The sequence below is a fragment of the Pseudomonas sp. WPR_5_2 genome (assembly GCF_003634475.1).
GTDB classification, from domain to species: Bacteria; Pseudomonadota; Gammaproteobacteria; order Pseudomonadales; family Pseudomonadaceae; genus Aquipseudomonas; species Aquipseudomonas izuensis.
Genome location: NZ_RBLA01000001.1, coordinates 782,256 through 806,861, shown reverse-complemented (window position 1 = coordinate 806,861; position 24,606 = coordinate 782,256). Strand labels below are relative to the sequence as shown.

Annotated in this window: 21 protein-coding genes; 12 read left to right on the top strand and 9 right to left on the bottom strand. The window is 61.2% G+C overall.

Features of this window, described 5'->3' with window-relative positions; genetic code table 11:
- Window positions 1-442 precede the first annotated feature (442 nt).
- From BJ917_RS03520 to BJ917_RS03485, 8 genes are all read left to right on the top strand, one after another.
- Entirely contained in the window at window positions 443-1,963 is a 1,521-nt protein-coding gene (locus BJ917_RS03520) for an aldehyde dehydrogenase family protein (protein WP_121101916.1), read from the top strand.
- A 247-nt stretch (window positions 1,964-2,210) separates the two neighbouring features.
- On the top strand, window positions 2,211-2,282 hold the full coding sequence (pqqA, locus tag BJ917_RS03515; protein WP_003253598.1) for a pyrroloquinoline quinone precursor peptide PqqA: 72 nt from the start codon (window positions 2,211-2,213) through the stop codon (window positions 2,280-2,282).
- A 54-nt stretch (window positions 2,283-2,336) separates the two neighbouring features.
- On the top strand, window positions 2,337-3,251 hold the full coding sequence (gene pqqB, locus BJ917_RS03510; protein ID WP_121101913.1) for a pyrroloquinoline quinone biosynthesis protein PqqB: 915 nt from the start codon (window positions 2,337-2,339) through the stop codon (window positions 3,249-3,251).
- A 123-nt stretch (window positions 3,252-3,374) separates the two neighbouring features.
- Window positions 3,375-4,127 (top strand): pyrroloquinoline-quinone synthase PqqC, encoded by a 753-nt coding sequence (pqqC, locus tag BJ917_RS03505; RefSeq protein ID WP_121101910.1) that lies wholly within the window; start codon window positions 3,375-3,377, stop codon window positions 4,125-4,127.
- Window positions 4,124-4,396: a pyrroloquinoline quinone biosynthesis peptide chaperone PqqD gene (gene pqqD, locus BJ917_RS03500; RefSeq protein WP_121101907.1), complete on the top strand. Its 273-nt coding sequence runs from the start codon at window positions 4,124-4,126 to the stop codon at window positions 4,394-4,396. Before pqqC ends, pqqD begins: the two co-directional genes overlap by 4 nt.
- On the top strand, window positions 4,374-5,516 hold the full coding sequence (gene pqqE, locus BJ917_RS03495) for a pyrroloquinoline quinone biosynthesis protein PqqE (protein WP_096510917.1): 1,143 nt from the start codon (window positions 4,374-4,376) through the stop codon (window positions 5,514-5,516). The genes pqqD and pqqE overlap by 23 nt, the downstream gene beginning before the upstream one ends.
- A 160-nt stretch (window positions 5,517-5,676) precedes the next feature.
- On the top strand, window positions 5,677-6,840 hold the full coding sequence (gene ercA, locus BJ917_RS03490; protein ID WP_121101904.1) for an alcohol dehydrogenase-like regulatory protein ErcA: 1,164 nt from the start codon (window positions 5,677-5,679) through the stop codon (window positions 6,838-6,840).
- Complete coding sequence (locus BJ917_RS03485; protein WP_096510921.1) at window positions 6,824-8,572, top strand: NahK/ErcS family hybrid sensor histidine kinase/response regulator; 1,749 nt, start codon at window positions 6,824-6,826, stop codon at window positions 8,570-8,572. Before ercA ends, BJ917_RS03485 begins: the two co-directional genes overlap by 17 nt.
- On the opposite strand, the gene BJ917_RS03480 is transcribed toward BJ917_RS03485, so the two are convergent.
- The 6 genes from BJ917_RS03480 to copC all read right to left on the bottom strand — a co-directional run bounded on the left by BJ917_RS03480 (window position 8,536) and on the right by copC (window position 14,191).
- Window positions 8,536-9,426, bottom strand: a complete 891-nt coding sequence (locus BJ917_RS03480) for an aldose 1-epimerase (protein ID WP_096510923.1) — start codon at window positions 9,424-9,426, stop codon at window positions 8,536-8,538. The two genes, BJ917_RS03485 and BJ917_RS03480, sit on opposite strands and share 37 nt — an antisense overlap.
- A gap of 10 nt (window positions 9,427-9,436) precedes the next feature.
- Complete coding sequence (locus BJ917_RS03475) at window positions 9,437-10,327, bottom strand: SMP-30/gluconolactonase/LRE family protein (RefSeq protein ID WP_121101901.1); 891 nt, start codon at window positions 10,325-10,327, stop codon at window positions 9,437-9,439.
- A 57-nt stretch (window positions 10,328-10,384) separates the two neighbouring features.
- Complete coding sequence (locus tag BJ917_RS03470; RefSeq protein ID WP_096510927.1) at window positions 10,385-11,209, bottom strand: NAD(P)-dependent oxidoreductase; 825 nt, start codon at window positions 11,207-11,209, stop codon at window positions 10,385-10,387.
- A 224-nt stretch (window positions 11,210-11,433) separates the two neighbouring features.
- On the bottom strand, window positions 11,434-12,729 hold the full coding sequence (locus BJ917_RS03465) for an OprD family porin (RefSeq protein ID WP_256658492.1): 1,296 nt from the start codon (window positions 12,727-12,729) through the stop codon (window positions 11,434-11,436).
- A gap of 235 nt (window positions 12,730-12,964) precedes the next feature.
- On the bottom strand, window positions 12,965-13,822 hold the full coding sequence (copD, locus tag BJ917_RS03460) for a copper homeostasis membrane protein CopD (RefSeq protein WP_121101898.1): 858 nt from the start codon (window positions 13,820-13,822) through the stop codon (window positions 12,965-12,967).
- Window positions 13,823-13,825: 3 nt separating this feature from the next.
- A complete protein-coding gene (gene copC / locus BJ917_RS03455; RefSeq protein ID WP_096510933.1) occupies window positions 13,826-14,191 on the bottom strand; it encodes a copper homeostasis periplasmic binding protein CopC in 366 nt (121 codons plus the stop codon).
- A 139-nt stretch (window positions 14,192-14,330) separates the two neighbouring features.
- Between copC and BJ917_RS03450 the strand changes: the two genes are divergently transcribed.
- Complete coding sequence (locus tag BJ917_RS03450) at window positions 14,331-14,951, top strand: TetR/AcrR family transcriptional regulator (RefSeq protein WP_121101895.1); 621 nt, start codon at window positions 14,331-14,333, stop codon at window positions 14,949-14,951.
- A 142-nt stretch (window positions 14,952-15,093) separates the two neighbouring features.
- On the opposite strand, the gene preA is transcribed toward BJ917_RS03450, so the two are convergent.
- The 3 genes from preA to hydA form a co-directional block, all read right to left on the bottom strand.
- Window positions 15,094-16,368, bottom strand: coding sequence for an NAD-dependent dihydropyrimidine dehydrogenase subunit PreA (preA, locus tag BJ917_RS03445; protein WP_096510937.1), 1,275 nt, complete (start codon window positions 16,366-16,368; stop codon window positions 15,094-15,096).
- On the bottom strand, window positions 16,369-17,736 hold the full coding sequence (locus BJ917_RS03440; protein WP_121101892.1) for an NAD(P)-dependent oxidoreductase: 1,368 nt from the start codon (window positions 17,734-17,736) through the stop codon (window positions 16,369-16,371).
- Between the two features lie 156 nt (window positions 17,737-17,892).
- Window positions 17,893-19,332: a dihydropyrimidinase gene (hydA, locus tag BJ917_RS03430; protein ID WP_121101887.1), complete on the bottom strand. Its 1,440-nt coding sequence runs from the start codon at window positions 19,330-19,332 to the stop codon at window positions 17,893-17,895.
- Window positions 19,333-19,877: 545 nt separating this feature from the next.
- On the opposite strand from hydA, the gene BJ917_RS03425 reads away from it, so the two are divergent.
- The 3 genes from BJ917_RS03425 to BJ917_RS03415 all read left to right on the top strand — a co-directional run bounded on the left by BJ917_RS03425 (window position 19,878) and on the right by BJ917_RS03415 (window position 24,466).
- The gene (locus tag BJ917_RS03425) at window positions 19,878-21,362 is read left to right on the top strand and encodes an NCS1 family nucleobase:cation symporter-1 (RefSeq protein ID WP_121101884.1); all 1,485 of its coding nucleotides are present in this window, start codon (window positions 19,878-19,880) and stop codon (window positions 21,360-21,362) included.
- A 147-nt stretch (window positions 21,363-21,509) separates the two neighbouring features.
- The gene (locus tag BJ917_RS03420) at window positions 21,510-22,793 is read left to right on the top strand and encodes a Zn-dependent hydrolase (protein ID WP_121101881.1); all 1,284 of its coding nucleotides are present in this window, start codon (window positions 21,510-21,512) and stop codon (window positions 22,791-22,793) included.
- Between the two features lie 176 nt (window positions 22,794-22,969).
- Window positions 22,970-24,466, top strand: a complete 1,497-nt coding sequence (locus BJ917_RS03415) for a helix-turn-helix transcriptional regulator (protein ID WP_096510946.1) — start codon at window positions 22,970-22,972, stop codon at window positions 24,464-24,466.
- The last annotated feature ends 140 nt before the right edge of the window (window positions 24,467-24,606 follow it).

The window sequence follows — 24,606 nt, the reverse complement described above, 5'->3', positions numbered from 1 at the left end:
CTGACACACCGCCATCGCGAGCAGGCTCGCTCCCACAGGTTCTTGTGTCGTTCTCGAATTATGCAATCGACACCAAACCCGGTGGGAGCGTGGCTTGCCCGCGAAGGGGCCGGCACAGTCAACAAAGTTGTCGATTGACACACCGCCATCGCGAGCAGGCTCGCTCCCACAGGTTCTTGTGTCGTTCTCGAATTATGCAATCGACACCAAACCCGGTGGGAGCGTGGCTTGCCCGCGAAGGGGCCGGCACAGTCAACAAAGTTGTCGACTGACACACCGTCATCGCGAGCAGGCTCGCTCCCACAGGGATCAGCGCAGGACCTACTACCAAATAACGAGAGCCCCTCCTGCCAATGATGTATTCGTGTGGTGCGCGGGGCTCTCTAGTATCGGTTCATCGCCTGTCGCCATGGCAGGCATCGACCCAGACAGAGGCCTCATCATGATTTACGCCCAACCCGGAACACCCGGTGCCGTCGTTTCCTTCAAACCCCGCTACGGCAACTTTATCGGCGGTGAATTCGTCGCACCGGTCAATGGCGAGTACTTCACCAACACCTCGCCGGTGAACGGCGAAGTGATTGCCGAATTCCCGCGCTCCAGCGCCGCCGACATCGACAAGGCCCTCGACGCGGCCCATGCCGCCGCTGACGCCTGGGGCAAAACCTCGGCCCAGGACCGCTCCCTGGTGTTGTTGAAAATCGCCGACCGCATCGAACAGAACCTGGAAATCCTCGCCGTCACCGAAACCTGGGACAACGGCAAGGCCGTGCGTGAAACCCTGAACGCCGACGTGCCGTTGGCCGCCGACCATTTCCGTTACTTCGCCGGCTGCATCCGTGCCCAGGAAGGCGGCGCCGCCGCGATCAACGAGCTGACCACCGCCTATCATTTCCACGAGCCATTGGGCGTGGTCGGGCAGATCATCCCGTGGAACTTCCCGCTGCTGATGGCCGCCTGGAAACTCGCGCCCGCTCTGGCCGCCGGTAACTGCATCGTGCTCAAGCCAGCGGAGCAGACGCCGCTGTCGATCATGGTCTTCGCCGAACTGATTGCCGACCTGCTGCCGGCGGGCGTGCTGAATATCGTCCAGGGCTTCGGTCGCGAAGCCGGCGAGGCGCTGGCCACCAGCAAACGCATCGCCAAGATCGCCTTCACCGGCTCGACCCCGGTGGGGGCGCACATCATGCATTGCGCCGCCGAGAACATTATTCCGAGCACCGTTGAATTGGGCGGCAAGTCGCCGAACATCTTTTTCGAAGACATCATGAGTGCCGAACCCGCGTTCATCGAAAAAGCCGCCGAAGGCCTGGTGCTCGCGTTCTTCAACCAGGGCGAAGTGTGCACCTGTCCCTCCCGGGCACTGGTGCAAGAGTCGATCTATGAGCCGTTCATGGCCGAAGTCATGAAGAAGATCGTCAAGATCAAGCGCGGCAACCCGCTGGACACCGACACCATGGTTGGCGCCCAGGCATCGGAGCAGCAATACGACAAGATCCTCTCGTACCTGAACATCGCCCGGGAGGAGGGCGCCCAGTTGCTCACCGGCGGCGCGGCCGAGCGTCTGGAGGGTGACCTGTCCAGCGGCTATTACATCCAGCCGACCCTGCTCAAGGGCACTAACAAGATGCGGGTATTCCAGGAAGAAATCTTTGGCCCGGTGGTGGGTGTCACCACGTTCAAGGATGAAGCCGAAGCCCTGGCGATTGCCAATGACACTGAGTTCGGCCTCGGCGCCGGCCTGTGGACCCGCGACATCAATCGTGCCTACCGCATGGGCCGGGCGATCAAGGCCGGGCGGGTATGGACCAACTGCTACCACCTGTACCCGGCGCACGCCGCGTTCGGTGGCTACAAGAAATCCGGCGTCGGCCGTGAAAACCACAAGATGATGCTCGATCATTATCAGCAGACCAAGAACTTGCTGGTGAGCTACGACATCAATCCGCTGGGCTTCTTCTGATCCTTTAAATCCACCACATTCCCCTGTGGGAGCGAGCCTGCTCGCGAAGACGGACTGACATTCAACATCAAGGGTGAATGTGCCGGCCTCTTCGCGAGCAGGCTCGTTCCCACAATGGTTTTCGTTTGTCCGTCACCCCCCTACCAACGCACCCCTAGACCTCCTTCGAAAGTAGCATTCGGGCGCCCGGCGCCCCGTGCATTAATGGTGCTACCGGAATCGCCCGGCACAAGAAGAGGAATGACCCATGTGGACTAAACCCGCGTTTACCGATCTGCGCATTGGCTTCGAAGTGACGATGTATTTCGCCAACCGTTGATTGTTCACCCGGCCAGCGCTGCGTTGGCCGGGTCTGCCTTCTGGAGCATTGCTCATGTACATCCGTGTACTCGGATCCGCCGCCGGCGGTGGTTTTCCGCAGTGGAACTGCAATTGCCGCCAATGCGCGGGCGTACGCAATGGCAGCCTGCGCGCACAACGGCGCACGCAGTCGTCGATTGCCCTGAGCGACGACGGTGTGGACTGGGTGCTGTGCAACGCTTCGCCGGACATCCGCGCGCAACTCGACAGTTTTACGCCGCTGCAACCGGCGCGCCGGTTGCGCGATAGCGCCATCGCTGGCGTGGTGTTGCTGGACAGCCAGATCGATCACTGCACCGGTCTGCTGAGCCTGCGCGAAGGTTGCCCGCATGACGTCTGGTGCAGCGAGCGGGTGCATCAGGACCTGAGCAGCGGTTTCCCGTTGTTCACCATGCTTGCGCATTGGAACGGCGGGTTGCGCTGGCAACCCATAGGTCTGGACCGCGAGCCGTTTCAGATTCCGGCCTGCGCCCACCTGCAATTTCGCGCGATTCCCCTGGTCAGCAACGCACCGCCGTACTCGCCCAATCGCGGCAATCCGCAACCGGGGGACACCATCGGCTTGTTCATCGAGGATCTGCGCAGCGGTGCCTCGCTGTTCTATGCACCGGGGCTGGGGCAAGTCGACGACGAACTGCTGGGCTGGATGCAGCGCGCCGATTGCCTGTTGCTGGACGGCACGTTATGGCGCGATGACGAGATGCGGATTTGCGATGTCGGCCAGAGCCTGGGCAGCGACATGGGCCATCTGGCGCAGAGCGGGCCGGGCGGCATGCTGGAGGTGCTGGAAGGTTTTGGTCGCCAGCGCAAGGTGCTGATTCACATCAACAACACCAACCCGATCCTCGACGAAGACTCGGCCGAGCGGGCGCTGCTGGAGCGGCGTGGGATCGAGGTGGCTTATGACGGCATGGATATTGTGCTGTAGCTGAGGTCCCCATCGCTGGCAAGCCAGCTCCCACAGGTATTGTGTACACCGCAGATCCCTGTGGGAGCTGGCTTGCCAGCGATGAGGCCGGACCAGACACCGAAGATTTCCCGGAGACCCGCAATGACCGATACAGCGTTGACCCCGACCGAATTCGAAGCCGCCCTGCGCGCCAAGGGCGCCTACTACCACATCCATCACCCCTTCCACCAAGCCATGTACGCCGGCCGCGCCACCCGCGAGCAGATCCAGGGCTGGGTCGCCAACCGTTTCTACTATCAGGTGAACATCCCGCTGAAAGACGCCGCGATTCTGGCCAACTGCCCCGACCGCGAAATCCGCCGTGAGTGGATTCAGCGCCTGCTGGACCACGACGGCGCCCCCGGCAGCGAAGGCGGCATCGAAGCCTGGCTGCGCCTGGGCGAAGCGGTGGGGCTGGATCGACAGCAGATTCTGTCCCAGGAGCTGGTGTTGCCTGGGGTGCGGTTTGCGGTGGATGCCTACGTCAATTTCGCCCGTCGTGCCTGCTGGCAGGAAGCCGCCAGCAGCTCGCTGACCGAGTTGTTCGCACCACAGATCCACCAGTCGCGACTGGACAGCTGGCCTCAGCACTACCCGTGGATCGATCCGACCGGCTATGAGTATTTCCGCACGCGCCTGAGTCAGGCCCGACGGGATGTCGAGCACGGTTTGCGCATCACCCTGGCGCATTACGTCACCTTTGACGCGCAACAGCGCATGCTGGAAATCCTGCAATTCAAACTCGATGTGCTGTGGAGCATGCTCGACGCCATGAGCATGGCTTATGAGTTGGAGCGTCCGCCATATCACACGGTCACCGGTGAAAACGTCTGGCATCGGGGGATTGCCCTGTGAGTGGCATCGGTCGCGAGCAATCGCCGTCATTGCGTCGGAGTTTTCGACTGCAATGGGAACCGCGCCAGGATTGTCATGTGCTGCTGTACCCCGAGGGCATGATCAAACTCAATGCCAGTGCCGGGCAGATCCTCGATCTGCTGGACGGACAGCGTAGCGTGGCGGCGATCATTGACCGGCTGACGGCGAGTTTCCCCGGCGTGCCGGGGATCGACGAGGATGTGCTGGCATTCCTGGAGGTGGCCCGTGCGCAATTCTGGATCGAATGACTCACTACCCGGGCCGCCATTGTGGTTGTTGGCGGAGCTGACCTATCGCTGTCCACTGCAATGCCCCTACTGTTCCAACCCGCTGGATTTCGCCCGACACGGCGAGGAATTGAGCACCGAAGAATGGATTCGTGTGTTTCGCGAAGCGCGGGACATGGGCGCCGCTCAATTGGGCTTTTCCGGTGGCGAGCCACTGGTGCGCCAGGACCTGGCGCAGCTGATCAAGGCGGCGCGGGACATGGGGTACTACACCAACCTGATCACCTCGGGCATCGGTCTGACCGAACAGAAAGTGCGCGACTTCAAGGTCGCCGGGCTCGATCATATCCAGATCAGTTTCCAGGCGGCCGACGAAGCGGTGAACAACATGCTCGCCGGCTCGCGCAAGGCCTTCGCGCAGAAGCTGGCCATGGCCCGGGCGGTGAAAGCCCAGGGTTATCCGATGGTGCTCAATTTTGTCACTCATCGGCATAACATCGACAGGATCGACCGGATCATCGACCTGTGCCTGGAGCTGGAAGCCGATTTCGTCGAATTGGCCACCTGCCAGTTCTATGGCTGGGCCGAGCTCAACCGCGTCGGCCTGTTGCCGACCCGCGAGCAATTGCAGCGCGCCGAACGCATTACCAACGAATATCGCCAGCGCCTTGAGACCCAGGGCCATCCCTGCAAGTTGATTTTCGTCACCCCGGACTACTACGAAGAGCGCCCCAAGACCTGCATGAACGGCTGGGCCAACCTGTTTCTCGACATCACCCCCGACGGTACGGCGCTGCCGTGTCATAGCGCGCGGCAATTGCCGGTGCCGTTTCCCAACGTGCGCGAGCACAGCATCAGCCACATCTGGAACGAGTCGTTCGGCTTCAACCGTTTTCGCGGCGATGCCTGGATGAAGGAGCCGTGTCGTTCCTGCGATGAAAAGCACAAGGACCTGGGTGGTTGCCGCTGTCAGGCGTTCATGCTGACCGGCGATGCCGAGCAGGCCGACCCGGTGTGCAGCAAGTCGCCGCACCATGGCGTCATCCTCAAGGCCCGTGAGGAGGCCGAAGCGCCGGGGTTGGGGATGGAACACCTGACGTTGCGCAATGAGAAGGCTTCGCGCCTGATCTATCGCGGATAGACCAGGCAGCGAAAATCCCCTGTGGGAGCGAGCCTGCTCGCTCCCACAGGGGGGCTGTGGTGAATTAGGGAGCCGGGCAGGTGACCTTGGTCTGATTGCATTCACTGCCGGATGCGTTAGTGTGGCCTTACCTTCCAAAACAATAAAAACAGGCTTTCCAATGAGCCAGAGTCTCAGTCAACTGCGTAAATTCGTCTCGCCTGAAATCATCTTCGGTGCCGGCTGCCGGCATAACGTTGGCAATTACGCCAAGACCTTTGGCGCACGCAAGGTGCTGGTGGTCAGTGATCCAGGGGTGATTGCCGCCGGTTGGGTCGCCGACGTCGAGGCCAGCCTGCAAGCCCTGGACATCGAATACTGCCTTTACAGCGCCGTGTCGCCCAACCCACGGGTCGAAGAAGTCATGCTCGGTGCCGAGCTGTATCGGGAAAACCACTGTGACGTGATCGTGGCCGTCGGCGGCGGCAGCCCGATGGATTGCGGCAAGGGCATCGGCATTGTGGTTGCCCACGGCCGCAGCATTCTCGAGTTCGAAGGGGTAGATACCATCCGCGTGCCGAGCCCGCCGCTGATCCTGATCCCGACCACGGCCGGCACCTCGGCGGATGTCTCGCAGTTCGTGATCATTTCCAACCAGCAGGAGCGCATGAAGTTCTCCATCGTCAGCAAGGCAGTGGTGCCGGACGTGTCGCTGATCGACCCGGAAACCACCCTGAGCATGGACCCGTTCCTGTCGGCCTGTACCGGCATCGACGCGCTGGTGCATGCCATCGAGGCCTTTGTGTCCACCGGCCACGGGCCGCTGACCGATCCCCATGCACTGGAGGCCATGCGCCTGATCAATGGCAATCTGGTGCAGATGATCGCCAACCCGACGGACATCGCTTTGCGCGAAAAAATCATGCTCGGCAGCATGCAGGCCGGGCTGGCGTTTTCCAACGCGATCCTGGGGGCGGTGCATGCCATGTCCCACAGCCTGGGCGGCTTTCTCGATCTGCCCCACGGCCTGTGCAACGCCGTGCTGGTGGAGCACGTGGTGGCGTTCAATTACAGCTCGTCACCGGAGCGTTTCAAGGTGATCGCCGAGACCTTCGGTATCGATTGCCGAGGATTGAATCAGCGGCAGATCTGCGGGCGCCTGGTCGAACACCTGATTGCCCTGAAGCATGCCATCGGCTTCCACGAAACCCTCGGTTTGCACGGGGTCAGTACCGCGGACATTCCGTTCCTGTCGCAACACGCCATGGACGATCCGTGCATCCTGACCAATCCGCGCGAGTCCAGTCAGCGCGATGTCGAGGTTGTTTATGGCGAAGCCCTCTGACGAGCAACAGCGGGCGTTGGCCGGGCTGCTGGGGTTGGGCAGCCATTCGGCGCGCAAGAGCCATTACCCGGAGCTGGCCGCGCGCCTCGATGAACTGGAGGCCGAGCGCAACCGCTACAAGTGGCTGTTTGAAAATGCGGTCCACGGGATTTTCCAGGCCAGCCTGCAAGACGGGTTGCGCGCCGCCAACCCGGCGATGGCACGCATGCTCGGCTATCAGGATCCGCAGGAGGTGCTGTTTTCCCTGAACGATCTGGCCAGCAATCTGTTTGCCGGTGGCTTGCAGGAGCTGCAAAGCATTGGCGAAATCCTCCAGCAGCAACGCAGCCTGCACGGTTACGAAACCCGCCTGAGGCGCAAGGACGGCAGCCATATCGATGTGTTGATGAACCTGTTGCTCAAGCCTGGCCAGGAAGGTCTGGTGGAAGGTTTTGTCGCCGATATCACCGAACGCAAACAGGCACAGGAGCGCCTGCAACAACTCAACGATGAGCTGGAACAGCGCGTCACCGCACGCACCGATGAACTGCTTGAAGCCAACCGCAACCTGCAGCAGCAGATCACCCAGCGTAAACAGATCGCCCAGGCCTTGCGCGATGCCCGTGACGCCGCTGAAGCCGCCAACCGCAGCAAGGACAAATACCTTGCTGCCGCCAGTCATGACCTGCTGCAACCGTTGAACGCTGCCCGGTTGCTGATTTCGACCTTGCGCGAGCGCAAATTGCCGGAGGTCGAACAGGTGCTGGTCGAACGCACGCATCAGGCGCTGGAAGGGGCCGAAGACCTGCTCACTGATCTGCTGGACATTTCCCGACTGGATCAGTCGGCGGTCAAGCCGGACATCGCACCGTACCGCCTCGATGAATTGCTCGGTCCGCTGGTGTCAGAGTTCCAGTCGGTGGCCCAGGCTGCAGGGTTGAGGCTGCGAGTGCACATGGGTGATTACGCCATCAGCACCGATTTGCGCTTGATGACGCGGATCCTGCGCAATTTCCTCAGCAATGCCTGCCGCTACACCGACGAAGGCAGCATCCTGCTCGGCGCCCGACGCCGGGGCGAGTATTTGCGCCTGGAAGTCTGGGACACCGGGCGCGGAATCGCGGCGGACAGGCTCGACTCGATCTTCCTCGAATTCAACCAGTTGGATGTCGGTCGCGCCGCCGACCGCAAAGGCGTGGGGCTGGGGCTGGCCATCGTTGAGCGCATCGCCAAAATCCTCGGCTACCGGATTGGCGTGCATTCGCTGCCGGGGCGAGGATCGATGTTCAGTATCGACGTGCCGCTTTCCCACGAAGTGCCGTTGCCCATCAGTCAGGTCGTGCCCCAGCCGAGTACCGGCAACCCGTTACCGGGTCGGCGTCTGTTGGTGCTGGACAATGAAGTGAGCATCCTCGAGAGCATGAGTGCGTTGCTTGGGCAGTGGGGGTGCGAAGTGGTGACGGCTACCGATGAAGCCTCGGCGCTGGCGGCCTTGGCAGGCAGGGCACCGGAACTGGTTCTGGCGGACTATCACCTCGACCACGGCATGGTGGGTTGTGATGTGGTGCGGCATTTGCGCGAGCATTTCCACCAGTGCATTCCCGCCGTGATCATCACCGCTGACCGTACCGACCAGTGCCGGCGTTCGCTGCAACGGCTCGACGCACCATTGCTGAACAAACCGGTCAAGCCTGGCAAATTGCGAGCGGTGTTAAGTCAGTTGTTGGGTGTGCCGGCCGAGAGCGCCCGGTAGTGCAGGGTGAAGCTCAGTTGCGTGCTCTGACCTTGTTCCAGTAACCGCAGGCCTGGCCGACCGGGTAGGTGATGCGCGTTGACCGGGTGGCTGACCGGTTCGATACAGAAAAAGTTCAGTCCTGCCGGGCAGTAGAGCAGGTAGTAATCGCTGCCGATGGCCTGGCACTCCAGTTCATAACCCAGGTCGGGCTGCTGGATCAGGCAGTGGCCGTTCCACTGGCAAAAGCCGTTGTCGACCAGGGTTTCGGGCAGCGCATTGGATTGCTGGAAGTCCCATTGCGCGGGCAGTGCAACGAGCCGGGTCGGCAGTTTCGATGCGTCGCTCAACCAGACCTGCTCCGCCCGGGCCTGCAGGCGGGTGTTTGCCGTGCGCGGAAAGTAGGGGTGCAATCCAAGGCCATGCCATGCCGCGCTTTCAGCCAGGTGCGTCACTCGCAGCTGGATACTCAGCCGGCCTTCGCTCAGATGAAAACGTTGCCGGGCGCGATAAGCAAACGGAGTCGTGCTGTCGAGTTGCAGGACCACTTCGTCCGCTGATTGGGAAACCACTTGCCATGGCTGTTGCCAGGCACTGCCATGAATCGGCAACGGATCGGTGAGGCTGTTGGGTGCCAGGGCCAGCCAGCCGTCGGGGCAGTCGAAACCGCCCTCGGCGATGCGGTTGGACCAGGGCACCAGCGGGAAGCAGCCGAGTTTGCCCGGCAAGCCGGTGTTCAGTGCCTGTGCATCGGCGTGGCGCAACAGGGGTTGGCCGCTGCCGCGCACGGTCCAGTTGACGATGCTCGCGCCGAGTTCGGGGGCGAGGGTGAGGTGGGTGAGTTCGTCTTTGATTTCGAGCAGTTTCATGGTCATGGAGAAGATATCAACGATCCTGAAATAGCGGCTCGGGCAAGCCCTTGACGCCGGGATCGAGGGCGAATACGCCACCGGCGAGTGACTGTGGATCATGGTCGTCACCGGGGCGAATCGAGGTCACGTACAGCGTGTCCAGTCGACTGCCACCGAAGGCGCACATGGTCGGTTTTTTCACGGGAACGGCCAGGGAGCGGTCGAGACGACCGTCGGGGGTGAAGCGGTGAATCAACCCGGCGTCATTGGCGCAGATCCAGTAGCAGCCTTCGGCATCCACGGCCGCGCCGTCGGGGCGACCGGCAAACCGGTTCATGTCGACATAGACCCGGCGATTGGACGGTGTGCCGCTGTCGATGTCGTAGTCGAAGGCCCAGATCTGCTGGACCGATGGATGGGAATCGGACAGGTACATCGTGCGTCCGTCCGGGCTGAAGCCCAGGCCGTTGGGCACGATGAAGCCGCCCAGCTGTGCCGCCAACGGCCCGGGTTGCCCGGCGCTGTAGCGATAAAGCATGCCGTCGGCTGCATTGGCGCCCATGTTCAGCACCATGCTGCCGGCCCAGAAACGCCCCTGACGGTCACAGCGACCATCGTTGAGGCGCATGTCCGGGCGGGCATGATCGACATGGGCCAGAGGTTCGCTGTCGAGACTGCCGTCAGTGTGCGGCGTCAGGTGGAAAAAGCCGCTCTCCATGCCTGCGACCCAGCCACCGTCGGGATGGCGGGCGATGCACGCGAGCATTTCCGGGGTTTTCCAAGCGTCGACATGACCGGTATCAGCGTTCCAGCGTTGCAGGCCCCCGGCAGGGATATCGACCCAGTAAAGGGCGTTTTCCCCGGGGACCCAGACCGGACTTTCACCGACTGCGTTGCGGGCATCGACAATCAATTCGGCTTGCATGGCAACTCATTCCCTTGGGATTTTGTTGTGGGGATCAAGTGATCAGCAGGAAGGGTTTCAGTCGCCGAACGGACCCGCCGCGCAGAAGGCACCGCCCTGATAGACCCGTGCCGGATCATTGGCGGCGGGCATGGGTTGGGTCTCGACTTTTTCGCGAAACACTTCGGAGGTGTCGTTCGGGGCATAACCCAGCGCGGCAGCGTAGCGATTGTCCCACCAGATGTCCTTGTTGTCGGACACGCCGTAGACCACGGTGTGGCCGACGCCCGGGGTGTACAACGCGCGTTCGAGCAATTGGGTGAGGTCGCCGAAGCTCAGCCAGGTACTCATCATCCGGCGGTTTTGTGGTTCCGGGAACGAAGAGCCGATCCGCACGCTGACGGTTTCGATGCCATAGCGATCGAAGTAAAAGGTCGCCATGTCTTCGCCATAGGACTTGGACAAACCGTAGTAGCTGTCCGGGCGGTGAGGGGAGCGGGCATCGATGACTTCATCCTGCTTGTAGAAGCCGATGACATGGTTGGAGCTGGCGAAGATCACGCGTTTCACACCGTGACGGCGCGCGGCTTCATAGATGTGGAACACGCCGCAGATGTTGGCGCCGAGGATCTCTTCGAAGGAATGCTCGGTGGACACGCCGCCGAAGTGCAGGATGGCGTCCACGCCTTCGACCAATTGATGCACGGCGTGCTTGTCGGCGAGGTCGCAGGGTACGACTTCTTCGCGATCATCGATGGCCGGGGCGATGTCGGCGATGTCCGACAGGCGAATGACATTGGCATAGGGGCGCAGGCTTTCGCGCAAGACTTTGCCCAGGCCACCGGCAGCACCGGTCAGAAGCAGGCGATTGAAAGGGGCGCGGGCTGTTGAAGTGGTCGTCATGGGAGTCCCCGGACAGGTTGTCATGAAATTGTTGTAGGTTGTCGTACGACATTGTCGAAGTATCGTAAGGCTTCCCGGTTTTTGTCAACGCAACTTTGGCGGAAATTAACGGGGGGCAAGACACTCACCCTGTGGGAGCGAGCCTGCTCGCGAAGGCGCCAAGTCAGGCAACATTAATGTTGAATGTTAAACCGCTTTCGCGAGCAGGCTCGCTCCCACAGTGGTTACAGCAGGCTGATTGGATAGCTGATGAATATCCGGTTTTCATCGAACTCGTTGGTGCTGAAGTTCTTGCGGATACTCGCGTTGCGCCATTTGACGTTGAGGTTTTTCAGCGGTCCGCTCTGCACGGTATAGGCCAGTTCCGATTCGCGTCCCCACTCCTTGCCGTCGGTGATAGTGCCGGTGTGCACGTTGTCGCCGCTGATGTAGCGGTTCATCAGGGTCAGGCCGGGAATGCCGAGGGCAACGAAGTTGTAGTCGTGGCGCACCTGCCACGATTTTTCCTTGGCGTTGTCGTAGCTGGAGTTGTAACTGTCGTTGGCCAAGGTGCCGCCGCTGGTGCCGTTGACCCGCATCCAGACATCATCACCGCTGAGTTTTTGCAGGCCGACGTAGAACGTGTTGCCACCGTACTTGGCCGAGAGCAGGGCGAAGGCGGTTTTGTTGTCGAGGTCGCCGGCCAGGGCGCTGCCGTCTTCCTTGCCGATGAAATAGCCAAGGTTGGCGCCCAGGGTCCAGTCGCCCAAAGGCTGGCTATGAGTCAGGTTGAAATACTGCTGCTGATAAATATCGCTGAGTTCGGCGTACCACACACCGATCTGGGTACGTTTGTCGTTGAAGGCGTATTCGCCACCCCCGAAGTTGAACCGGTCCGAGGTGAACGCCGCTTTGCCGTTCATGAACATGTCTTCCATGCTCGCATCGTTGCGCGGGCTGTTCTGGCGGAACTGGCCGCCGTAGAGCGTCAGGCCACTGATTTCAGTGGAGGTCAGCTGAGCGCCCTGGAAGGTTTGCGGCAGCGAGCGGCCGTCGTCGGAGCGCAGGATCGGCAGCACCGGCATCCATTCGCCGACCTTCAATTCGGTTTTCGACACCTTGCCCTTGAGCGCCACGCCCAGGCGACCGAAGTTGTCGGCAGGGCGGCCGTCATCGTGGATCGGCAGCAACTGAGTACCGCCAGTGCCTTTGCCGCCATCGAGCTTTTGCGAGTACAGCCCCAGCACATCCACACCGAAGCCGACCGGGCCCTGGGTGTAACCGGATTTGGCATCGAGGATGAAGTTCTGCGTCCACTCTTCAGCCTTGCCCTGGGGGTAGGCCGGGTTGGTGAAATTGCGGTTGAAGTAGGCGTTGCGCAGGTTCAGCGTGGCTTTGGCGTCATCGGTGAAACCTTCGGCCTGGCTGACCATGGGCAGGGCGAGGGCGAGGCTACTGCAACCGATCAGGCTCAGGGTATGACGACGGGCAAAGATGGGACGGAGACTGCGGAGGGATGAATTGCGGGCGAGTTTGCTCACTGTGACGCTCTCTTGTTTTTTGTTGTTATGTTTGTCATACGTCGTCGTACAACATGAGGGCGATTATTTGCGAGGGCTTTACGTGTTGTCAATCAGAAGTTGTACGATGACATGGGGCTTCGTTGACCCTGTGGGAGCGAGCCTGCTCGCGAAGACGGACTGTCAGTCAACATTGAGGGTGAATGTGAGATTGCTATTCGCGAGCAGGCTCGCTCCCACAGGTGATTGGGGGGTGTCAGCTGGAAATCATCGGCGGCATGGTGCCGAGTAGTGAGACCGCTGCCACCGCGCCCATCCCCAGCAGCCATTCCAGCATCACGCTCTTGCGCAAGGTCGCCAGACGCGGTTGGCAATCGTTGGCCCGCAGCCGGTTAAACAAGGCCAACCCAAGCATTGCCGCAACCAACGTGACCTTGAACGACAGAATCAAGGCAAACCCGGACAGCAGGGGCGTCGGCCAGAAGGCCCCTGTAAGCACCCGCACGTTGATCAGGCCAGTGACCACCAACCCGGCCACCAACGCGTAACCGACACCACTGAAGCGCTGCAACAGCGCGCTGATGGAATGCCCGTCAGGTCGCCACAGGATCATCACCAGCAACATCAAGCCACCGAGCCAGGCACCGACGCAGGTCAGGTGCACCAGTTGATTGAGGATCAGCAGTTGGCCTTCGATACCGTCGAGCATGGCGCCATGACCGACCGGGGCCAGGGTCGCCATCAGCAAGCTGCCGAGAATAATTTGCAAGGGCCGGTTGGCGCGCAGCGGTGTCAGCAGCAACACGACCAGCACCGCGTTGAGCACCAGGTGCCAGCGCCAGACCTGACCAAAAAAAGTACGGTCCAGTACCAGGCGCAAGGTCGATGGCTCGAACGCTGCGTCCCAGGCGCCAGCCATGCTGGCGGTGACCAGCAGCAACCAGCCAACACCGCTGATCAGCGCCACGGCCGCCAGCCAACGGCTGACACGGGCCAGTAGCTGATCCAGCGTTGTGCCGCGCGCCAACAGCAGTGGCCTGAACACCCACGCCCCGAATAGCATCAGCACCACGGTGAAATGCAGGAAACGGCACAGCACCATCGCGCTCGTCATGTATTACTGGCCGACCGTGAACGCGTAAGCACCTTCGCTTTTGTGGGTATCGACCGACACGACGTGCCACTCGACTTTGTAGTCGCCTTTGGTCAATGGGACGGCCGGGGTGACGATCAGGGTCTTTTTATCGCCGCCTTGGGTGATCAGGCTTTTCACCAGTACATCGGCACCGTCCTTGGTGATCGTGACTTTGCAGAAGTCGGCTTCGACCCCTTCGGAAAAGACCAGGCTCAACTCTGCCGGCGCGCTGACGGTGCTGTCGGCGGCAGGCGTCTGGCTTTTCAAGTGGGCGTGTGCCCATACCGACGAAGCGGCGAGCAGCGAGCCGAGCAGGACGGTAGTGGTCAGGGTTTTCTTGAAGCGCATGTTGAGTCCCTCGGCGACAGGTTCGATGTGGGCGCAAGTTTAGTCGCGCAACGCGAGTTATACGAAGTTTGCTTTTACCCTGTCGCCGCGAGGTAGAGCGGATGCTAGTCTTGTTTAACGCTGTTGTCAGGGAGCCCTCATGGGCAATCACAAGATCGAGATTCGTCGCAGTAACGTCGAGAAAATTCTGCTGGGGGCCGAGAAGGTTTTCGCCGAAAAAGGCTTCGGCAGCACCGCCATGGCCGACATCGCCGCCGAGGTGCAACTGCCGCGTTCCAATCTGCATTACTACTTCAGCACCAAGACCGAGCTATACAGCGCCGTACTGTTGGGCCTGCTGGAAGTGTGGAAACAGGATGCGCTGTGCTTCGAGATGTTCGATGACCCGCGGGTGGTGCTCAGCAGCTACATCCGCGCCAAGATGAACCACTCCCGCAGCCGGCCCTACGGTTCGAAAGTCTGGGCCAACGAAATCATCCACGGCGCACCGACCCTGAGCGAGACACTGGACGCCAGCCTGTACGACTGGGCCAAGATGAAAGAAGCGAAAATCCGCCAGTGGGTGGACGACAAACGCATCCTGCCGGTGGAACCCTCGAGCCTGCTGTACATGATCTGGGCCTCGACCCAGCACTACGCCGACTTCGATCACCAGGTGAATATTCTCAATGACCATCAGCCGCTGTCGGACATGCAGTTCGAGCGGGCGGTGCAGACGGTGACGAGTGTGATTTTGCGGGGGATTGGGTTGGAGCCTTGAAGAGGTGCGGTGTTGCTGCTGGCCTCATCGCGGGCAAGCCCGCTCCCACAGGGATCTCGGGTGTACACAGCATTTGCGTACGACATAAATCACTGTGGGAGCGGGCTTGCCCGCGATGAGGCCAGCCCGGACAACACATTATTCAAACGGCGACGTGATACGGATTCCTCGGATCATGGTTCCAATCCAGAAACGGCTTCCCGGTGTCCACCGGCACCATTTCGATGCAGTCCTGCACCGGGCAGGTGATCTGGCATAAATTGCAGCCCACGCATTCCTCATCGATCACTTCATAGGCGTGGGTCCCATCGGCCTTTTTCACGCTGGCCACCGCCTGGTGCGAGGTGTCTTCGCAGGCGATGTGGCAACGGCCGCACCCGATGCACGCCTCCTGGTCGATCTTCGCGATCACCTGATAGTTGATATCCAGGTACTTCCAATCCGTGGTATTGGCCACGGCTCGCCCTGAGAACTGCGAAATGCTCGCGTAACCCTGACTGTCCATCCAGCGCGACAGACCGTCCTTCATTTCCTCGACGATCCTGAAACCGTGCAGCATCGCCGCTGTGCACACCTGCACCGAACCACTGCCCAGGGCGATGAATTCCGCCGCGTCGCGCCAGTTGCCGATGCCGCCAATGCCACTGATGGGCAGGCCCTGGGTCTGCGGGTCGCGGGCGATTTCGGCAACCATGTTCAGGGCAATCGGCTTGACCGCCGAACCGCAATAGCCGCCATGGGTGCTCTGGCTGCCGACCATGGGATTGGCCACCATACGCTCCAGGTTGACGCTGGTGATCGAGTTGATGGTGTTGATCAGCGACACCGCGTCGGCACCGCCCCGGTGCGCTGCGCGAGCGGCGACACGGATGTCGGTGATGTTAGGGGTGAGCTTGACGATCACCGGCAGCGAGCAATACGTCTTGCACCAACGGGTGACCTGCTCGACATACTCCGGCACCTGGCCGACTGCCGCGCCCATGCCGCGCTCCGGCATGCCGTGGGGGCAGCCGAAGTTCAATTCGATGCCGTCGGCACCGGTGGCCTCCACCAGCGGCAGGATGTTTTTCCAGGACTCTTCGACACAGGGCACCATCAACGACACGATCAGCGCGCGGTCCGGCCAGTCCTTTTTGACCTGGGTGATTTCCCGCAGGTTGATCTCCAGCGAACGATCGGTGATCAGTTCGATGTTGTTAAAGCCGAGAACCTCTCTATTAGCCCCGAAATGCGCCGAGTAGCGCGACGACACGTTGACCGCCGCCGGGTCTTCACCCAGGGTTTTCCAGACCACGCCGCCCCAGCCGGCCTCGAAGGCGCGGACCACGTTGTAGGCCTTGTCGGTCGGTGGCGCGGAGGCCAGCCAGAACGGATTGGGGCTTTTGATGCCGGCGAAGACAATCGACAGATCGGCCATTTACGCAGCCTCCACGTTGAGCATCAGTTGAGCATTGATGGCCTCGGCGGCCTGTTTGCCGTGCTGCACCGCTTGCACGGTGAGGTCCTGGTCCAGACTGGTGCAGTCGCCGCCGGCATACACGCCGGGGATGCTGGTACGCAGCTGTTCGTCCACCAGAATGCGATCGCCCTGGCGCTTGAGTTCCCGGGCCAATGGGTCGGCGAGGGCGGTTTCATCGAAGGTCTGGCCGATGGCTTTGAAGATTGCATTGGCGGGCAGTTCGAAGGTTTCGCCGGTGGTCTGCAGGCGGCCCTCGACCAGGTGGGTGCGGGCGAAGCGCATACCGCGCACCTGACCCAGATCATCGAGCAGCACTTCGTCCGGTTGCGCCCAGGTCAACAGGCGTACCTGATTGGCCTTGGCGATGTCCTGTTCATGGTGGGTGGCGCCCATGTCTTCGACGCCACGGCGGTACACCAGGTTGACGTCATGGGCACCGAGGCGGGCCATTTGCACGGCCATGTCGATGGCGGTATTGCCGGCGCCGAGCACGATGCAATGGTCAGCCAGCGGCAATTGGGTCAGATCATCGGCCTGGCGCAGCTCGCGGATGTAGTCGGTGGCGGCCAGTAGTCCGGGTGCCTCTTCATGCAGTAGACCCAGCTGTTTGCTGGCATTGAGGCCAAGGCCGAGGAATACCGCGTCGAACTGTTGATGCAGGTCGCTGAGGCTCACGTTGTCGCCGAGCTTCTGTCCGTGGCGGATTTCGATGCCACCAACCTCCAGCAGAAAATCCAGCTCCTTCTGCGCGTAATCGTCCACAAGTTTGTACTTGGCGATTCCGTATTCATTGAGGCCGCCGGCCTTTTCCCGTGCCTCGAAAATCACCACGTCATGGCCGTGCATGGCGCTGCGATGGGCGCAGGACAACCCGGCCGGACCGGCGCCGACCACGGCAATCCGTTTTCCGGTGGTGGCGGCGCGAGGGAAGGGGTGCTGGCTGAAATGCGCATTGTCCACCGCATAGCGCTGCAACAGGCCGATCAACACCGGTGCGCATTCTTGGGCGTTGTTGCGCACACAGGCTTGCTGGCAGAGGATCTCCGTCGGGCAGACCCGGGCACAACTGCCGCCAAGTATGTTGGCCGAGAGGATTTTCTGTGCCGCGCCCTGGACGTTGTCCTGATGGATGTTGCGGATGAAGGAAGGGATATCGATTTCGCTCGGGCAGGCATTGACGCAGGGCGCGTCGTAGCAATACAGGCAGCGCGAGGCTTCCAGATGGGCCTGTCGGTCATTGAGCGGCGGTGCCAGATCGGTGAAATGGCCGGCGAGGGCGGCCGCATTCTCGTAAGGGTGCGGGAGGTGGCTCAGGGTCTTGATCACGATTTTTGGCCTCACGGTGATGGAGGTTATGCCTCTGCATGGGCATTGCTTTTGTTGTTGTCTGATCCGGCCTCTTCGCGAGCAGACTCGCTCCCACAGGGGGACGCATTTCAAGTGTGGGAGCGAGCCTGCTCGCGAAGGCCGAAGGCCTCGATCTCAGCGTTTCACAGCCGTCGGCTTATGCTGCTCTGCCCGCTTGCTCAACAAGTCAAACACCGCCGGATAAGCCGGCCGTTCGATGTAGCGCCCGGCCCCGCGCTCGGCGCGCAAGTCGCCGTCGGCCCAGACCACCCGGCCCTGGCTGATGGTGTGGCTGGGCACGCCGCGCACGACCTTGCCTTCGAAGATGTTGAAATCGACCTGCTGGTGGTGGGTCTTGGCCGAAATCGTTCGTGTGCCTTGCGGGTCCCACAGCACCAGGTCGGCGTCGGCACCGACGCGGATCGCGCCTTTGCGCGGGTAAAGGTTGAAGATCTTCGCGGTGTTGGTCGAGGTCAGGGCGACAAAGTGCTGCATCGACAGACGCCCGGTGTTCACCCCTTCATCCCAGAGGACGGCCATGCGGTCTTCGATGCCGGCAGTGCCATTGGGGATCTTGCTGAAATCGTCCTTGCCGGCGGCTTTTTGTTCGGCGCAGAAGCAGCAGTGATCGGTGGCGGTGGTGTGCAGGTTGCCGGCTTGCAGGCCATGCCAGAGCGCTTCCTGATGACCGCGAGGGCGGAAGGGCGGGCTCATCACGTAACCGGCGGCGGTCTGCCAGTCCGGGTGTTGATAGACGCTGTCGTCCAGCAGCAAATGCCCGGCCAGCACTTCGCCGTAGACCGGTTGGCCCTTGGCCCGTGCGTAGGTGATTTCGTCGAGGGCTTCCCGGGTCGAGACATGCACCAGGTACAGCGGCGTGCCCAGGGTTTCGGCAATGCGGATCGCCCGGCTCGCGGCTTCACCTTCGACCTGGGAAGGACGCGACAGCGGATGGGCTTCCGGCCCGGTCATGCCCTGGGCCATCAGCTTGCGTTGCAGGTGATAGACCAGCTCACCGTTTTCTGCGTGCACGGTGGGCACCGCGCCCAATTCCAGGCAACGCTCGAAACTCGCCACCAGGGTGTCGTCGGCTGCCATGATCGCGTTTTTGTAAGCCATGAAGTGCTTGAAACTGTTGACTCCATGATGGTTCACCAGCTCGGCCATTTCCTCGCGGACCTGCTCGCTCCACCAGGTGATGGCGACGTGGAAGCCGTAGTCGGAAGCCGATTTTTCGGCCCAGCCGCGCCATTGATGAAAGGCTTCCATCAAGGACTGCTGCGGATTGGGAATCACGAAGTCGATGATCGAGGTGGTGCCACCGGCCAGACCCGCCGCCGTGCCGCTGAAAAAGTCCTCGCTGGCCACGGTGCCCATGAAGGGCAGTTGCATATGGGTGTGCGGGTCGATGCCGCCGGGCATCAGGTATTGACCGCTGCCGTCGAGTATCTCGGCACCCGCGGGCGCTTCGAGGTTTTCGCCGATGGCCTTGATCACGCCGTCTGCGCAATACACGTCGGCGCGATAACTTTCATCATGGGTAATAACGGTGGCGCCACGAATCAACAGAGACATTCCGGATTCCTCGCAGGCATGACCGACTGATGCCGGTTCTTGACGTTCTTATATGAAGACAGCGGAAACAGGTAGGTTCCTGTCAGCGCTGTCAGGAATAAACGCTAGCTGCTGTTAGAGGAATCAGCAAGAATATTTTTTATAAGCTTATATCTGTTTTAACGCATTGATAATTAAAGATTAAAATTAAAAATCACCAAAATGGTGAGGCCGCTCACCATTTTGACGCACTTGACAGGATCGAAATATGGTCAAGATTTCCTATGTGAAATCAGCTGATTGAGCGTGGTCTATGGTTGATGCGCGGCATTGAAAAAAAGATCCACGCACCAGATTGAGTCCTGTCTGTTCGGACAACTTGCCTGACATTCGGCCTGAGTGGCATTGCAAGTAACCGCCGGGAATCAATAGATGTATGAATAAAATCAGATACTTGCAAAGTGTTTATGGAACTGCCCGATGCGCAGACGGGGTGCCCGGCACGTTTATTGATGTCGCCAGCCCCTGATGAGCAAAAAAATAATTCAAAGAACAGTGGAGCGGCCATGCAACAGATCAGATCGCAAGTGACCGAGCGCGACGGCTTGTTTGAGCTGGAAGCCGGCAGCGATGTCCTCGACAGTCCCCGTTACAACCACGACATGGCACCGACCAAGGTGCGCGAACGAACCTGGAATAAATGGCACATCACCGCCCTATGGGTCGGCATGTCGATCTGCGTGCCGACCTATACCCTCGGCGGTGTACTCACCGCGTACTTCGGCCTGAGCGTCGGTGAAGCGCTGATGGCGATTCTGTTCGCCAATATCATCGTGTTGATTCCCCTGACCCTGAACGCCTTTCCCGGCACCAAGTACGGCATTCCGTTCCCGGTGTTGCTGCGCTCGTCGTTCGGCATCCTTGGTTCCAACATCCCGTGCCTGATCCGCGCCCTGGTGGCGTGCGGCTGGTTCGGTATCCAGACGATGTTCGGTGGCCTGGCCATTCACCTGTTCCTGGGGTCGATTTTCGATGGCTGGAAATCCCTGGGCGGCACCGGAGAAGTCCTGGGGTTCATGATGTTCTGGACGCTGAACCTGTGGGTGGTGATTCGCGGCGCCGAGTCGATCAAATGGCTGGAAACCCTGTCCGCGCCGTTGCTGGTGGCCGTGGGCGTGGGGCTGCTGGTGTGGGCGATGCCCAATGTCTCGATGACCGAATTGCTGGCGATTCCGGCCAAGCGTCCTGAAGGGGCCAGCGTGGTCAGTTACTTCGCCGCCGGGCTCACCGCCATGGTCGGGTTCTGGGCCACGTTGTCGCTGAACATTCCTGACTTCAGCCGCTATGCCGAAAGCCAGAAGGCGCAGATCGTCGGGCAGATCATGGGCTTGCCACTGACCATGTTCCTGTTCGCTTCGCTGGGCGTGGTCATGACCGCCGCCTCGGTGAAGCTGGTGGGCGTGACCGTCTCCGACCCGGTGACGCTGATCGGCCATATCCAGAGCCCGGTCTGGGTCGCGTTGGCCATGGCACTGATCATCATCGCCACGCTGTCCACCAACACCGCGGCCAATATCGTGTCGCCGACCAACGACTTCCAGAACATTGCGCCCAAGGTGATCAACCGCACCAAGGCGGTGATGCTCACCGGCTTCGTCGGCCTGGCGCTGATGGGCCATGAACTGCTCAAGAAGCTTGGGCTGATTGTCTCGGACGTCAGCCTGGAAACCGTCTACTCCAACTGGTTGCTGGGCTATTCCAGCCTGTTGGGTCCGATTGCCGGGATCATGGTGGTGGACTATTTCCTGATCAAGAAACAGCAACTGGACCTTGCCGGGCTGTACCGCGATGACGTGTACCCGGCATGGAACTGGAACGGTTTTCTCGCGTTCGGTGTGCCGGTGGTGCTGACGCTGTTGTCCCTGGGCAGCGACGCATTCAGCTGGTTCTACAGCTATGGCTGGTTCACCGGCTCGGCCCTTGGCGGGTTGATTTATTACGGGTTGTGCGCGATGCGGCCCAGTCCATCCATCGCTAAATCTGCGGTGTGAAGGAGGCCCTAATCGCTGGCAAGCCAGCTCCCACAGGTTATGTGAACACCTGGGAACCTGTGGGAGCTGGCTTGCCAGCGATGAGGACCTGAAGGGCCCCAAAGAACTGCCTGAAGAAACCTATAAGAACAGCCTGAGGAGATCATCATGAACGCAGCCGTAGACGTTCTGCAGTCCACCCATCAGCACATCAACCGCGATCGCCTGTGGCAGTCGCTCATGGAACTGGCCAGGCTCGGCGCCACGGTCAAGGGCGGCGTCTGCCGCCTGGCCCTGACCGACCTCGACCGCCAGGCCCGCGATACGTTTGTGAAGTGGTGCATCGATGCCGGCTGCACCGTCAGCATCGACGCCGTGGGCAATATCTTCGCCCGTCGTCCCGGGCGCAACCCCGATCTGCCGCCGGTGATGACCGGCAGCCACATCGACACCCAGCCCACCGGTGGCAAGTTCGACGGCTGCTTCGGCGTGCTGGCCGGGGTCGAAGTGCTGCGCACCCTCAACGACCTGGGCATCGAAACCGAAGCGCCGCTGGAAGTGGTGGTGTGGACCAACGAAGAAGGCTCGCGCTTCGCCCCGTGCATGATGGGCTCCGGCGTGTTCGCGGAAAAATTCACCCTGGAAGAAACCCTGGCCAAGGTCGATGCCGAGGGCGTGACCGTCGGCGAGGCGCTGAACGCCATCGGTTATGCCGGGCCGCGCGCGGTCAGCGGCCACGCGGTGGGAGCCTACTTCGAAGCGCACATCGAGCAAGGGCCGATTCTGGAAGATGAACGCAAAACCATCGGCGTCGTCATGGGCGCCCTCGGGCAGAAGTGGTTCGACCTGAAACTGCGCGGTGTCGAAGCCCATGCCGGCCCGACCCCGATGCACCTGCGCAAGGATGCACTGGTCGGCGCCGCGGTGATCGTCGGCGCCGTCAACCGCGCCGCGCTCGGTCATCAACCCCACGCCTGCGGCACCGTCGGTTGCCTGCAAGCCTATCCCGGCTCACGTAACGTCATCCCCGGTGAAGTGCGCATGACCCTCGACTTCCGGCATCTGGAGCCGTCACGCCTGGACGCGATGATCGCCGAAGTCCGCGAAGTCATCGAAACCACCTGCGAGGAACATGGCCTGACCTACGAGCTGACACCCACCGCCGACTTCCCGCCGCTGTATTTCGACAAGGGTTGCGTCGAAGCGGTACGCGGCGCCGCGCAAGGGCTGGGCCTGTCCCACATGGACATCGTCAGCGGCGCGGGACACGACGCCATCTTCCTCGCCGAACTCGGTCCGGCCGGGATGATCTTCGTGCCGTGCGAAGGCGGCATCAGTCACAACGAAATCGAGAACGCCGCGCCGGATGACCTGGCAGCGGGGTGTGCGGTGCTGTTGCGGGCGATGCTGGCGGCGTCGGCGGCGATTGCCGGGGGGCAATTGGCTGCATAAGGCCTGTCCTGCCCTTTGTCGGAGCGAGTTTGCTCGCGATGGTGGATCAGACACTCAGCGTTGTCTGACACACCATCGCGAGCAGGCTCGCTCCTACAGAGGGTGATTGTGCTGTTGTCGCACTATCCCGTAGCCCCGCGGTCGACATCTTCACAGATCGCCCCCGGGGAGAACCCATGAGCCAAGACGTCCTGAGCACCGAAACCAGCCGTCGCCAGTTGCAGCAGATCATCACCGGCCTGTCCGACGGCGTGATCCTGCTGGAACTGGACGAGACGATCGTCTGGGCCAACGACGCCGCGCTGGCCATGCATGGCGTCGAGCGGATCGGCGAGCTGGGGGCCGACGCCAAGGAGTACGCGCGGCGCTTCGCCTTGCGTTATCGCAACAATCACCCGGTTCCGGTCGCCAACTACCCGATCAGTCGTGTGGCTCGCGGCGAGACGTTCAGTGACGTGCTGGTCGAGTTGACGCCGACCCATGACGAAGCTCGCACCTGGGTCCATCGTGTGCGCAGCCTGGTAGTGACCGACAACCATGGCGAGCCGGCGTCATTGGTGCTGATCATGGACGATGTCACTGACTGGGCGAGCGCCGAGCAGCGCTTCGAAAAAACCTTCGCCGCCAACCCGGCGCCTGCGGTGATCTGCCGTCTGAGCGATTTGCGCTACATCAAGGTCAATCCCGGTTTTCTCGAAATGACCGGCTATGCCCGCGATCAAGTGATCGGCCACTCGACCTATGAGCTGGACGTGCTGGACCAGGCCGAAAACAAGGACCTGGCCAAGCAACGCTTGCGCGAAGGCGCAACCATTCCGCAAATGCAGGCCGAGCTGCGTATGGCTGATGGCGGCAGCAAGCAAGTGATCGTCGCCGGGCAACCCCTGGAATTCAACGACGAACCCTGCATGCTGTTTTCCTTCGTCGACATGGAGCCCCGGCACAAGGCCGAAATCGCCCTGCGCCAGAGCGAGGAGCGTTTTGCCAAGGCGTTCCGCCTGACGCCGGTGCCGATCCTGGTGTGCAGCGCGGCTGATCAGGTGGTGCTGGATGTGAATGAGGCGTTTCTCGATACCCTCGCGTATCCCCGCGAAGAGGTGCTGGGCAAGACCATCGCCGAGATCGACTTCATCCATGACAGAGGGGCGAAGACAGCACTGTTCATGGCGCTGGAGAACAGCGCAAGCCTGGATCGCGTTGATGTTCGCGTGCGTAAGAAAGACGCCGAACTGATCGACTGTGCCGTATCGGCGGACACCGTGAACATCCAGGACAGCCCTTGCTACTTGCTGGTGTTGATGGACATCACCGAACGCAAACGCACGGAGCTGGAGCTGGTGGCGGCCATCGAGGAGGTGATGAAAGACGCCTCGTGGTTCAGCCGCACGTTGATCGAAAAACTGGCCAACGTAAAGAATGTCAATTCACCGCAGTTGCCCAGTGTGTCCTACACCGACCTGACGGCGCGGGAGCGAGAGGTACTTGAGCTGATCTGCGAAGGCCTGGCCGACAAGGAGATTGCCGCACGTCTCAAGCTCGCGCCGAACACGGTGCGCAATCACGTGGCGACGGTGTACTCCAAGCTCGATCTGCACAGTCGCGGCGAAGCGATTGTCTGGGCGCGCGAGCGTGGGTTGTTCTCCAGTGCCGGGCGATCCAGGGGGCAGCGTTAAGGTGCAAATGCACTAGTCGCTCTAGTGCAAATGGATGTTTTGGCGAGGTGCGACGGCTCTTAGGCTGAGAGCGTGTGAACGGGGATCCCTGGATCTTCCGTCCGCGATTTCTCCAGCCGCTCAAGGACCCGCCATGCACC